10 protein-coding genes are annotated in these 12,371 nt (G+C 46.4%); 7 read left to right on the top strand and 3 right to left on the bottom strand.

Translation table 11 applies throughout. The features are described 5' to 3' along the window. Positions 1 to 211: 211 nt before the first annotated feature. The 5 genes from G5B12_RS14695 (at position 212) to G5B12_RS14675 (ending at position 5,443) form a co-directional block, all read left to right on the top strand. On the top strand, positions 212 to 1,084 hold the full coding sequence (locus G5B12_RS14695) for an FKBP-type peptidyl-prolyl cis-trans isomerase (RefSeq protein WP_021975855.1): 873 nt from the start codon (positions 212 to 214) through the stop codon (positions 1,082 to 1,084). Positions 1,085 to 1,170: 86 nt separating this feature from the next. After that, on the top strand, positions 1,171 to 2,550 hold the full coding sequence (locus tag G5B12_RS14690; RefSeq protein ID WP_174088657.1) for a hypothetical protein: 1,380 nt from the start codon (positions 1,171 to 1,173) through the stop codon (positions 2,548 to 2,550). 16 nt (positions 2,551 to 2,566) lie between these two features. Next, positions 2,567 to 3,571: a U32 family peptidase gene (locus G5B12_RS14685; RefSeq protein WP_174088655.1), complete on the top strand. Its 1,005-nt coding sequence runs from the start codon at positions 2,567 to 2,569 to the stop codon at positions 3,569 to 3,571. 95 nt (positions 3,572 to 3,666) lie between these two features. Beyond that, the gene (locus G5B12_RS14680; protein WP_174088653.1) at positions 3,667 to 4,971 is read left to right on the top strand and encodes an MATE family efflux transporter; all 1,305 of its coding nucleotides are present in this window, start codon (positions 3,667 to 3,669) and stop codon (positions 4,969 to 4,971) included. Beyond that, a complete protein-coding gene (locus G5B12_RS14675; RefSeq protein ID WP_021975851.1) occupies positions 4,961 to 5,443 on the top strand; it encodes a GNAT family N-acetyltransferase in 483 nt (160 codons plus the stop codon). The genes G5B12_RS14680 and G5B12_RS14675 overlap by 11 nt, the downstream gene beginning before the upstream one ends. Before the next feature lie 131 nt (positions 5,444 to 5,574). Here G5B12_RS14675 and G5B12_RS14670 read toward each other — a convergent pair whose 3' ends face one another. Next, complete coding sequence (locus tag G5B12_RS14670; RefSeq protein ID WP_174088651.1) at positions 5,575 to 6,594, bottom strand: LacI family DNA-binding transcriptional regulator; 1,020 nt, start codon at positions 6,592 to 6,594, stop codon at positions 5,575 to 5,577. 395 nt (positions 6,595 to 6,989) lie between these two features. Between G5B12_RS14670 and malQ the strand changes: the two genes are divergently transcribed. Both malQ and G5B12_RS14660 read left to right on the top strand, forming a co-directional pair. Continuing rightward, positions 6,990 to 8,498, top strand: coding sequence for a 4-alpha-glucanotransferase (malQ, locus tag G5B12_RS14665; protein ID WP_118063393.1), 1,509 nt, complete (start codon positions 6,990 to 6,992; stop codon positions 8,496 to 8,498). A 222-nt stretch (positions 8,499 to 8,720) separates the two neighbouring features. Next, complete coding sequence (locus tag G5B12_RS14660) at positions 8,721 to 9,350, top strand: metal-dependent hydrolase (protein ID WP_174088649.1); 630 nt, start codon at positions 8,721 to 8,723, stop codon at positions 9,348 to 9,350. Between the two features lie 149 nt (positions 9,351 to 9,499). Here G5B12_RS14660 and sstT read toward each other — a convergent pair whose 3' ends face one another. Both sstT and G5B12_RS14650 read right to left on the bottom strand, forming a co-directional pair. Continuing rightward, positions 9,500 to 10,702 carry a serine/threonine transporter SstT gene (gene sstT / locus G5B12_RS14655; RefSeq protein ID WP_021976052.1) on the bottom strand — a complete coding sequence of 401 codons (1,203 nt, stop codon included), beginning with the start codon at positions 10,700 to 10,702 and terminating at the stop codon, positions 9,500 to 9,502. A gap of 245 nt (positions 10,703 to 10,947) precedes the next feature. Continuing rightward, positions 10,948 to 12,303: an MATE family efflux transporter gene (locus tag G5B12_RS14650; RefSeq protein WP_118071883.1), complete on the bottom strand. Its 1,356-nt coding sequence runs from the start codon at positions 12,301 to 12,303 to the stop codon at positions 10,948 to 10,950. Between the last annotated feature and the right edge of the window lie 68 nt (positions 12,304 to 12,371).

Below are 12,371 nucleotides of genomic sequence, written 5' to 3'. Positions count from 1 at the left end.
TGTCAATGAGAAAGAAAAGGTTCGTAGTAAGTTTGCGTCCAATTAAGTATTTAGAAGAGCTTTTAGAAGCTTAAAAAGTAGAAAAAAATAGAATTTGCAGTTGCTAACCATTCATGCGTTTGTCGTGAAGATCTGGTGATTATCCTTGCTTTTATACTGGTATCGGGCTATACTAATGAGACATATATCTGATTAATGGAGGGTTTTACAAATGAAAATTGCAGCAACATACGACAACGGAAATATTTTCCAGCATTTTGGAAAAACGGAGTTTTTCAAGGTGTACGAGGTAGAGGATAACAAGGTTGTTTCCAGTGAAGTGATCGGTTCCAATGGTACCGGACATGGTGCACTTGCAGGACTTCTTGCAGAGCAGGGAATCAGCGTTCTGATCTGTGGAGGAATCGGCGGTGGAGCACAGAGTGCACTTGCTGAGGCTGGTATTGAGTTATGTTCCGGAGCACAGGGTGATGCAGATGCGGCTGTAGAGGCTTATCTGAAAGGTGAGCTGGTATCTACCGGTGTGAACTGTGATCATCATCATGAGGAGGGACATTCCTGCGGAAGCCATGAAGATGGACACTCCTGCGGCGGTCATGAGGAAGGACATTCCTGTGGAAACTGTGGCGGCGGATGTGGTTCCCAGCCGGCGATCACAGGTCCTAACGTTGGAAAAACCTGCCGTACCCATTACAGAGGAACCTTTAACGATGGAACACAGTTCGATTCTTCTTATGACCGTGGCGAGCCGCTGGAATTCATCTGCGGAGCCGGTCAGATGATCAAAGGCTTTGACGCAGCAGTTGCAAACATGGAAGTAGGACAGGTGGTAGATGTTCACCTGATGCCGGAAGAAGCTTACGGAATGCCGAATCCGGATGCTATTTTTACGCTTGAGATCGCACAGCTTCCAGGTTCCGAGGATCTCACTGTAGGACAGCAGGTATATCTTTCCAACCAGTACGGACAGCCGTTCCCGGTTAAAGTAAACGCAAAAGATGAGAAGACCATTACTTTCGATGCCAACCATGAGATGGCAGGTAAAGAGCTGAATTTCAGAATTGAATTAGTAGAAGTAAAATAATCAGAAACAGTGGGAGGTGCTGTATGGGAGCATATGGCATCTCTCTTTTTGTCTGAAGGAAGGTGGGTTTTCCGGTGAGGATTTCTATGATACCATTTGGATTGCTGTCCGGTTTTATGGACAGTAAAGAAATACGGATCACGGAGCTGGGAGAAGATGGATTCCGGTTTCGGCTGGCAGAAGAATGTCCGGAACCGGAGTGCTTTCTGATCTGTTTTTATGATATGAAAAAAGCCGGGTATCGGAAGGTGGAGATCCGGAAGTTTGAAATGAACGCAGTGGCGGGGACTCTGGAAGCAGAGGAACGGTGCGTACAGGAAAATGATGGCTCTTTTTTCAGGGAATATTCTGTGAGAGTAGAACAGAAAGACTATGTACAGGAAGTTCAGCGGCTGGCCGGAGAGTACAGCAGATATATTCGTCTGAAACTGGATGGCGATGATGGAGAGCTGGCGAAGGCACTGACCGGTTATCCTGCGGAACTGGATGAGGTGCATTGTGAGAGCCTGGAAGAGCAGAGGAAGCTGTGGTTTGGAGAGAATTCCAGTTCTATAAGACAAAATCCGGATGCAGATCAGAGTGTAGAAGAATCATTTTTGGACAAAGAAACAGAGTTTGCCCTGGAACTGAACAATACTTCTCTGTATGAAGAATATCTGCGTCAGCTGTTAAAGGATTTTCTGGCGTCTTACTGGCAAAAGAATTATCTCACTCACAGCTGGCTTGCAGGCCGGACACCGGAGAGATTTTATATTGGAAATCAGTTTTGCCATAACCTGTTTCCCACAGAAGAACAGCTTTTTTCTATTATGGATAAAATGCGATCGGAAGGACTGGAGATCACGCTGGCATTTTCTTATATCCGGGAATTTATGCTTCCTTCTGTGGGAAAACTTCTGGAAAAAGTGGATAACTGGTGCTGTATTCATGGGATGAATGTGGAAATCGTAGTTAATGACTGGGCCGTGGCGGAAATGCTTCATGGAAAAACATCTCATTTGTGTCCTGTTTTTGGGACACTGCTCAATAAACGGAAAAAAGATCCGCGGATGAAATATAAATCCGGTGATATCTCATTGTTTCAGCAGAACAGTCTGAATGCGGAGTTTTACCGGGATTTTCTGGCGGAAGAGTTTCATATCCACAGATATGAATGGGAATCCTGCGGTTATCCACAGGAGTTTCCTCCTGGGAAAAACAGCCTTCATCTGCCTTTTTATCAGACAAATACTTCCCAGTATTGTCCGCTGTATGCCCTGTGCACTACAGGGGACCGTGGCACGCAGCAGCTTGCAGAACACTGTCCGAAATTCTGCGAAAAATACGCACTGCTTTACCCGGAACATTTACACATGATGGGACGGTATAACTCTCTGTTCGGTGTGGATAAAACATTTCTGGAGTCACCGGAAATGTGGAAAAAAATAAAGGGCATAAAACCGGACCGCATTGTTGTGAATCTGTGACGGGGAGGAAAGAACTATGAAAATCACAGCTGGATTAGGCTCCATAGATGAATATGAACGTTTCGTGCAGGCAGGAGCAGATGAATTTTTCTGTGGCTATGTTCCGTTTTCCTGGGCGGAAAAATATGGCACGGTAATGCCGTTAAACCGCAGGGAAGTTCTCTGTTACAATGTGCAGCTTGGCGCATACAGTGAGCTGGAGATTCTTTCCCATATGGTGAAAAAATATAAAAAACCGGTACATCTTACTTTCAATTCCCTGTATTATCTTCCGAAGCAGTATCCGGAGATCGGGGATATCATAGAGCAGTGCATGAAACTGGGATTTCGAAGTTATATCATTGCAGATCCGGCGCTTTTTGCTTATCTGAAAAAAAGGGGGATTTCCTGCGAGATCCATCTCAGCGGAGAGACAGGGGAAGTGAACAGTGAGATGGTAAAAATGTTCCGGCGTTTTCCACTGAAGCGGATAATTTTTCACCGGAAAAATACATTCCAGGATATGCAGTCCGTGATCGCAGCAGAGAGAGAGGCGGAAAAACAGTCAGGCATCCGGCCGGAAAAAGGGATGGAATTCGAAGCTTTCGTGCTCAATGAAATGTGCCAGTTTACGGGAGCATTCTGCAATTCTCTGCATTGTGATGAGATGGGATATCTTTGCAGGGTGCCTTACTGGCTGGGTACTGTGCGGGATGACGATGTTATTCCCGAAAAGATGCGGGATCTTCAGGCGCAGGTCTGGGAGCGGGAACCAGATCCATCTGCTTATGATGACATAGGCTATCTTTGCGGAGAAACAGGCTGTAGTTTATGTGCTCTGTACAGGATGAAGCAGGCGGGGATTACCCATCTCAAGCTGGTCGGCCGTGGAAATTATGTGGATCACATGGAAAAAGATATCCGGAATCTGCGGACTGCACTGGATATTCTGGAAATGGCGGAAAATGAGGAAAAATTCCAGTGTACGATAAAACGTACAGTGTTCCCCTATGGGTGCAGCGGAAGGTGTTATTATCGATAACAGAGTGTGATAGTTTTCGGTTGAAGTTGCAGTTTTGGGCGGGGTATTATAATATTAAATACTAGTACAGGATCAGGAAAGGATATTGCGAATTTATGCTGAAACAGTTTTTTAAGTATATTTTTCAGAGTATTGCAGGTATGATCGGGATATCGGTTTATATTCTGGCGGATACATTTTTTATATCGGTTCATTCCGGAGCGGACGGACTGGCTGTTCTGAATCTGATCCTTCCGGTATATGGTGTGGTATATGCCATCGGAGCCATGATCGGTATTGGTTCGGCCACCCGATTCGGGATCAACAGGGCCAAGGGGGAAAATACGGATCACTATTTTCTCCAGTCTGTTTTCTGGAGCGTTCTGTGCAGTGTGCCTTTTATCATTACAGGGATTTTTGCACCGGAAAAATTTCTGCATCTTCTTGGCGCAGATGCAGGCCTGACTGCCCTTGGAAAAAGCTATCTCCGGATCATGCTGATCACTACGCCATTATTTATGACTAATTATACATTTACTGCATTTGCGCGAAATGATCAGGGAACTTCCACAGCTATGACCGGTGCGATTTCTGCCAGTCTGTTTAATATTGTGTTTGACTATATTTTCATGTTCCCTATGAAGCTGGGGCTTGCGGGAGCGGCACTGGCGACAGCCATTAGCCCTGCGATCACCATGGCCATCTGTACCACCCATTACCTGGGGAAAAAGAATCACGTGGGATTCCGGTGGGTACGGCCTTCCATCCGTCATCTGGTTTCCTGCTGTCAGCTTGGAATTTCGGCTTTTGTGGGAGAGCTTTCCTCAGCGATTATTACGATCATTTTTAACATGCTGCTTCTTGGAATTGCGGGAAATGTAAGCGTGGCAGCTTATGGAGTGGTGGCCAATCTTTCTCTTGTTGCAATGTCCATCTTTAACGGATTGGCACAGGGAGAACAGCCTCTTATCAGCAAAAGCTACGGAGAAGGACAGCGTGACCATGTAAAAAGCCTGCTTCGCTGGAGCCTGATCGCCAGTGCAGTGCTGGAAGCGGTGACGATTCTGGTGGTGTGGGGATTTACGGATAACCTGATTGCTGTTTTTAACAGTGAAAATAATCAGCAGCTTCTGGATTATGCCCACGTGGGACTGCGGATTTATTTCCTGGGATTCCTGTTCGCAGGGATCAACATTATGCTGGTGGCATATTTTTCGGCAGTGGACCGTGCTGTTCCGGCAATTACCGGATCTCTTATGCGTGGAGTGATCGCCATTGCCATCAGTGCGGTGATCCTTTCCAGACTGTTTGGGATCAACGGAGTGTGGAGTTCATTTTTGAGCTCGGAGATCATTGCCTTTGTCGTACTTCTTGTGCTGGCGAAGGCAGGGGAGAAAAGAGGATTGAAAAATGAAATTTGATCGTGTAAGAAAAGAAGAGGCAGATACCGTTTTAAAATTATATCGTTCGTTGCTGGGAACGCCCTACTGTGTGTGGACAGAAGACTACCCGACAGAAAAAGAGGTGGAATTTGATTTTTCCAGAGATGCCCTGTTCTGTATGCGGGACGATGACGGGAATATCATAGGTGTGATTTCCATTGATGATGATCCAAACGTGGAATGTCTCACATGTTGGTCGAAAACCATGGTGCCGTCAGCGGAAGTCTCCCGGGTGGGAGTATACCAGGAATTTCAGAACCAGGGAATTGCCCGGAAACTTCTCGTGGGCGTGATGGAAGAACTGAAGAACCGGGGATATCAGGCCGTGCATCTCCTTGTTGCAAAAGATAATGTAAAAGCGCTCCGTTCTTATGATAAGCTGAATTTTGAGAGCGTGGGAGAGTGCGAACTCTGGGGACATATGTACTGGTGTTATGAGAAAGCATTATAGAAAGAATTGAAAAAAATATGCACTTTTCAGACTGGGTATTGATGAACAACCAGTAAGGGAGGTGCATATTTTTGTATAAATCGCAAGTGCTTCGATCATGTTTAAGATAATGTATCCGCCGACAGAGGCATTTAAATCCTCCGGCAGCTGTCCCTCTCAATTAGATGATGGGGCACAATGATCTTCGTAGCTGGAAGGTTCGGGTTTTCAATATGGCTGATCATCTGCGTAGCTGCCTCCATTCCAAGCTGTCCGGAATTGATATCAATGGAAGTCAGCTGGGGTGAGGTCAGTCTGGCAAACAGTGAGTTGTTAAAGGAAAGGATGGACAGATCTTCCGGTATGGAAATCCCCGCTTCCATGCAGATACGCTCCAGGGAAAGTGCCAGGATGTCATCACTGACCAGCATGGCGGTTGGACGGTCGTTACCTGTAAGCAGTTTCCGAAGCTCCTGAAATTCATTCTGGGATACTCCCGGAACTTCGATACAATATTCCGGCTGTACCGTCAGTCCGTGGTTCAGAAGAGCTGCCATATAGCCTGTTTTTCGGTCTGCGGAAAAGACCAGAGAATTATCGACACCCAGATATGCGATCTTCCGGTGGCCCAGTGCATAGAGATATTCGGTGGCTTCCTGTCCGGCCAGAAGGTTATCGTTATCAATATAGATCGTGTGGTTCGTGTACTGTGCCGGTTTTCCGATAAGGATATAGAGAAGTCCCTCACTGAAAAGAAAATCAATGACAGGGTCGTTCACACGGGAATAAAGAACAATAAATCCATCCACTTTACCACTTCTGGACATGGAACGGACTGCAGTCAGAATCTCCTCTTCATTCTGTCCGGTGACAATGGTGCTGATATACTGATGGGCGTTACAGTAGTGGCTGATTCCACGGATCGCCTCCAGGTAAAAAGAATTCTCATAAGTTTCTTTCGGTGACGGAGGCAGGATAATACCGATGGAACGGGAAATCTGAGCGGCCAGATTGCTGGCCTGGAAATTCGGCTCATAGCCAAGCTCTACCATGGCTTTTCGTACACGTTCCTTGGTTTCCTCACTGATGGATGGATTATTCTTGCAGGTTCTGGAAACAGTGGAAGGGGACACCCCGGCCAGAGCTGCCACATCTTTGATGGTTACTGCCATAAAATTTGCCTCCTTATGGATATGCCGGATCAAAGCGGAAGTATGCCTCTGATCCGGCTTTTTTATCTCAGTCTGATAGAGATATTGTAGTTCATAACAAGGATACTGTCAAACATATTGCACGTAAAATTGCATGAAATTGCGTAAAAACAGATGCACAGAGAATCAGGTAGTGAGATGCAGACAGATTTCTGCTTGGAATGATGAAAAACTGCACAAAATCAGGATGTAAAAATTGTAAGAAAGGTAGAAAAGACAAAAATGCATTGCACTTCATGCAAAATGGACGTATAATTTACGCAAACGGTTGCGTAAATTATATGAATATGCATCCGTGAGAGGATAATAGATAAGATGCTCTGAGATGCAGGGCTCAACATAAGGAGAGAAAAGATATGGATAAAAGAGCAGCCGGCATTCTGATGCCGATCACAAGCCTGCCGTCAGAGTACGGTATCGGATGTTTTTCAAAAAGTGCATATGATTTTGTGGACTGGCTGAAAGAAGCAGGACAGAGCTACTGGCAGATCCTTCCCCTTGGCCCGACAAGCTACGGAGATTCTCCGTACCAGTCCTTTTCCACTTTTGCGGGAAATCCGTACTTTATCAGCCTGAAGGCTCTGGTGGAAGAGGGAGTTCTTACAAAAGAGGAATGCGAGAAAGTCAACTGGGGAAAAAGGGCGGACAGCGTAGACTACGAGAAGATTTACAAAGGCCGCTATAAACTTCTCCGCAAAGCATACGAAAACAGCAACATCAGCGAGAATCCGGATTATCAGAGATTCGTGGCGGAAAACAACTGGTGGCTTTCCGACTATGCACTTTTTATGGCTGTGAAAGATCAGTTTGGCGGTGTGGAGTGGACCAAATGGGCGGAGGATATCCGTCTCCGCTGGGAAAACGCTATGGACTATTACCGCAGAGAGCTGTATTTTGACATTGAATTCCAGCAGTATATGCAGTTTAAATTCTATGAACAGTGGATGAAACTGAAAAAATATGCCAATGAAAAAGGTATCCAGATCATTGGGGATATTCCGATCTATGTAGCTATGGACAGTGCGGATACCTGGGCTCATCCGGAGCTTTTCCAGCTGGATGAGGAGAATGTGCCAACAGCTGTAGCCGGATGCCCGCCAGATGGATTTTCCGCAACAGGACAGCTCTGGGGAAATCCTCTGTACCGCTGGGATTATCACAGAAATACAGGATATCAGTGGTGGATCTCCAGACTGAGTTACGTGTTCCGCCTTTATGATGTGGTAAGAATTGACCATTTCCGTGGTTTTGATGAGTATTTTTCCATTCCGTACGGTGCGGAAAATGCCATTGGCGGCCACTGGGAAAAAGGCCCGGGAATCGATCTGTTCCGCAAAGTGGAGCAGGCCCTTGGCTGGAAGCAGGTCATTGCGGAGGATCTTGGTTATGTGACAGATTCTGTTCGCCAGCTTGTCCATGACAGTGGTTTCCCGGGAATGAAAGTCCTTGAGTTTGCTTTTGATTCCAGGGATTCCGGATGTGCCAATGATTACCTTCCGCATAACTATCCGGAGAATAGTGTGGCATACACGGGAACCCACGATAATGAGACTATTGCCGGATGGTGGAAGAGCATTACTGTAAAAGAGCGTAAACTTGCCAGAGATTATCTCTGTGATAACTGGACACCGGATAAAGATCTGTACAAATGTTTTATCAGTCTTGTGATGAGAAGCAGCGCAAAGCTTTGTGTGATCCCCATGCAGGATTACATGGGTCTGGATAACAGCTGCAGAATGAACCAGCCGTCCACAGTAGGAAAGAACTGGAAATGGAGGATCCGCAGGAGAGAGCTGACTGCGAAACTTCAGAAGGAGATCCACGGGATCGCACTTCGCTACGGACGGATGAACTGGTCCGATTAAAAGGAATATTTGTGAGGTATATTCCGTTTAAACGGGACGTAGAGGAAAGTGGAAAGATTTTAGATAGAATCGTGTTTTTTTGTGTGATATAATGCTGTTTCGTGAAGGCAGCTGTCAGTAAAGGGGGAGGCTGACAGCTGCTTTTTTCGTTTATAAAGACGCCGGGATGCAGGTGAGATGTCTGCTTTGCATGCGTCAGATTTTTTTACTAAGGGGAGAATTATGACAGGAAAAACACACGCGGCAGTCGGACTCGGAACAGTGCTGGCAGTTACACAGCCTTCCACTGTTTCCGGTCTGGTACTTGCCGCAGGAACGGGAATGCTTGGAGCACTGATCAGTGACATTGATGTGGGAACTTCCAAGTCCCATAAAGATGCGGATCGGATCACATTGATCGCGGTATTGCTCGTGGCAGCAGAGATCGCACTGAATTATTTTTGCAATTTTTCCATCTGGGAGAAGATCCGCAATGACAAATCCGTGGCACCGGTAGCTATGGGAGTTATTATTTTTATTGCAGTCTGTGCTTTTGGGAAAAATCAGCCGCACCGGTCATTTATGCATTCGATCATGGTTATGGCTATTTTGAGCGGAGCGCTTTCTATGGTATCTGTACAGCTGGTACCTTATTTTGTGGTGGGATTTGCGTCCCATCTGGTACTGGACTGTTTTAACCGGAAACGGGTACGGATCCTGTATCCTCTGCCTGGAGGGATTGCATTGGATTTCTGTAAAGCAGGAGGTTTTGTGGACTCTCTGCTTTTCAAACTGGGCTCTGTGGCGGTAATCTTTGAGATCGTGTATCTGGCTGTGCGGATGGGTGAGAGCTGGAAGTTTTTTCAGATGTAGGATGCATAGAATATCCGCTTGACTGTGCAGGACAATAAAAAAAGAGCAGATTTTCCATTGTGGTGAGTCTTCTTCACTGGACAGGACCAGTGAAGAAGATGTCCGCAAATATGGAAGATCTGCTCTTTTTTATAAATATGTAAGTGAAATTATTTTTTCTTTTTGCAGGCACATGCAGTATAAAGTACGTCTGTGGAAGAGTTCAGCGCTGTCTCGCAGGAATCCTGGATAACACCTACGATGAAACCGACACCAACTACCTGCATGGCAACGTCGTTCGGGATTCCGAAAAGGCTGCAGGCCATCGGGATCAGAAGAAGAGAACCACCGGCAACTCCGGAAGCACCTGCCGCACTTGCAGCAGCCAGGATGCAGAGGATCAGAGCGGTCGGGAAATCTACGCTGATACCAAGGGTATGTGCAGCTGCCAGAGCCATGATGGAGATTGTGATCGCAGCACCACCCATGTTGATGGTCGCACCAAGAGGGATGGAGATGGAGTATGTATCCTCATCAAGTCCAAGGTCTTTACAGAGCTCCATGTTTACCGGAATGTTGGCAGCAGAGCTTCTTGTGAAGAATGCGGTGAGACCACTGTCTTTCAGGCAGCGAAGAACCAGCGGATATGGATTCTGGCGTGTGCAGATAAAAGTAACGATCGGATTCAGTACAAGTGCTACAAACAGCATGGTTCCAACCAGTACACAGATCAGACGGCCATAGCTTAAGAGTACGCCAAGTCCCTGCTCGGAGATGGTTGTGAAGATCAGTCCCATGATACCGAATGGAGCGAGGTTGATGATCCATCTTACTGCTGTGGAAGTTGCCTCGGAAATGTTTTCGATGACGGTCTTGGTTGTTTCACTTGCGGCCTTCAGTGCAATACCGAAGATGATAGCCCATGCGAGGATACCGATATAGTTTGCGTTCACAAGTGCGTCAACCGGGTTGGAAACAATGTTCATCAGAAGGTTTTTAAGAACCTCAGCAACACCGCTTGGCGGGGTGATGTCGGAAGTATTTGTATTCTCGGAAAAAGTCAGCATGATCGGGAACAGACGGCTGGAGATAACAGCTGCCAGTGCTGAGAGTACATTTCCCAGAAGATAAAGTACAACGACGAATTTCATGTTTGTTTTCTGGCCCTTTCCCATATGGCACAGAGAGCTCATTACCAGGAAGAACACCAGGAGCGGAGCAATTCCACGGAGAGCACCGACGAACAGGTCACCGAGAATGGAGATCACAGACGCCTGCGGAATTGCAAGTCCGAGGATGATACCAACGATCAGTCCGCAGATGATACGCTTGATCAGATTGATGCTGTTCCATTTTTGAATCAGGTTTTTCATAACTACTTTCCTCTTTCCTATTGTATGAGTGGGCATTTTACTGCTTTGAAATAGAATATTACTACTGCATCACGTAAAAGCACAATATAGCAATTATATACAATTTTGTCCGCCTTGTAAAGACAAATGTACATAATTGGAGAAAAATATGAAAAAACCCGGCGTAAGGCTGTTCTGCTTACGCCGGGTTATCGTCTTTCAGCAATAAGACTCCGACCATTAAGAGTGGAGATGAATTGCGTTCGTTATGTACGTATTTTTTTGAAGCTGATAGCAAAGAAAAGAGTTTCCGCAAATCCGGTGATCCCCCATGAGAAGATATAAAGAAGATACAGCGCGGATATCGTCTGGAAATGTGCGAACACCGTGTAGATCCAGATGATACGGAATACACAGGATCCCAGGATGACGATAACGGTGGGAGGGATACTTTTTCCGATGCCACGGGAAGCAGCGATGCTGCCATCCATAAAACAGCTGAAGGCATAGCTGAAGCCCATGATCCGGATCCTCTGCATACCTGCATCGATAACAGCCGGTTCTGTAGCAAACAGCGACAGGAACTGCCGGCCAAAGATCAGAAGCAGCCCACCCAAGATCGCGCCGGAAATAAATGCATATGTAATACTGATGCCGTAGGATTTCAGCATTCGTTTTTGGTTTCCGGCACCCCAGTTCTGACCGATGAAGCTTGCACATGCAGTATAGAAAGCAAACATGACGTTATAGATCAGGGAGTCTGCATTTGCAGCGGCGGCATTTCCGGAAACCATGACTGCATCAAAAGAGTTGACACCGGCCTGTACGAACAGATTAGCAATGGCAAAGATACCGTTTTGGAGTCCTGTAGGGATACCCAGGAGCAATACGGCTTTGCAGGCCTTGGGATGAAGGCGGATCTTTCTCAGTGATACTTTGCAGTCATCGGTTCGTCTCAGGAGATGGCTCATAACCAGAAATGCAGATACATACAGGGAGATCGCACTGGCAGTTGCCACACCTGCGGCGGCCATATGGCAGACGATAACAAAAAACAGGTTCAGAAGAACATTGATCACTCCGGCAATGGAAAGATAGATCAGTGGTCGTTTCGTATCGCCGCGGGCACTTAAAACACCGTTACCAAAATTGTATACAGCCATGGCAGGCATGCCCAGAGCGTAAATCTTCATATATAAAACAGCCTGGTCGATCAGTTCCGGCTTTGTGTTCATCATGGCCAGCATCTGTCCGGAAAACAGAAGACAGATGATACAGACCAGAAGACCTGCGATGGCACAGAGAAGAAGGGATGTATGGATCGTTTCTTCCGTGCCTTTTCTGTTTCCGGCGCCAAGTTCGTGGGCTACACGGACGTTGACACCGGCACCCATGCCGATCAGGATTCCGGTAAACAAAGTGACCAGAAGCGTTGTGGAACCCACAGCTCCAAGTGCCAGGTAGTCCGCAAACCGTCCTACAACCGCAACATCGCTTAAGTTAAAAAGAACCTCCAACACCTGGGACCCCATCAAGGGAAGGCTGAAGAGGAGGATATTTTTCCAGAGAGAACCGGAAGTCATCTCTATGGAATGAGTTTTCTTTTTTTCATTTTCACACATAAAATTACCTCATAAAAAGTATATAAAATTCCTTCATCCAGGTTATACAATACTCTGTTGAAAAAGGT

The organism is Blautia sp. MSK.20.85 (genome assembly GCF_013317245.1).
GTDB lineage: Bacteria > Bacillota > Clostridia > Lachnospirales > Lachnospiraceae > Blautia_A.
The sequence above is the reverse complement of the archived record's forward strand: the minus strand, read 5'-3'. Positions and strand labels throughout refer to the sequence as shown.

Excerpts from the sequence above, each read along its gene's own strand:
- G5B12_RS14695 (WP_021975855.1), top strand. The coding sequence starts at position 212 with ATGAAAATTGCAGCAACATACGACAACGGAAATATTTTCCAGCATTTT.
- G5B12_RS14690 (WP_174088657.1), top strand. The coding sequence starts at position 1,171 with ATGATACCATTTGGATTGCTGTCCGGTTTTATGGACAGTAAAGAAATA.
- G5B12_RS14660 (WP_174088649.1), top strand. The coding sequence starts at position 8,721 with ATGACAGGAAAAACACACGCGGCAGTCGGACTCGGAACAGTGCTGGCA.
- G5B12_RS14670 (WP_174088651.1), bottom strand. The coding sequence starts at position 6,594 with ATGGCAGTAACCATCAAAGATGTGGCAGCTCTGGCCGGGGTGTCCCCT.
- malQ (WP_118063393.1), top strand. The coding sequence starts at position 6,990 with ATGGATAAAAGAGCAGCCGGCATTCTGATGCCGATCACAAGCCTGCCG.
- G5B12_RS14685 (WP_174088655.1), top strand. The coding sequence starts at position 2,567 with ATGAAAATCACAGCTGGATTAGGCTCCATAGATGAATATGAACGTTTC.
- G5B12_RS14650 (WP_118071883.1), bottom strand. The coding sequence starts at position 12,303 with ATGTGTGAAAATGAAAAAAAGAAAACTCATTCCATAGAGATGACTTCC.
- G5B12_RS14680 (WP_174088653.1), top strand. The coding sequence starts at position 3,667 with ATGCTGAAACAGTTTTTTAAGTATATTTTTCAGAGTATTGCAGGTATG.
- sstT (WP_021976052.1), bottom strand. The coding sequence starts at position 10,702 with ATGAAAAACCTGATTCAAAAATGGAACAGCATCAATCTGATCAAGCGT.
- G5B12_RS14675 (WP_021975851.1), top strand. The coding sequence starts at position 4,961 with ATGAAATTTGATCGTGTAAGAAAAGAAGAGGCAGATACCGTTTTAAAA.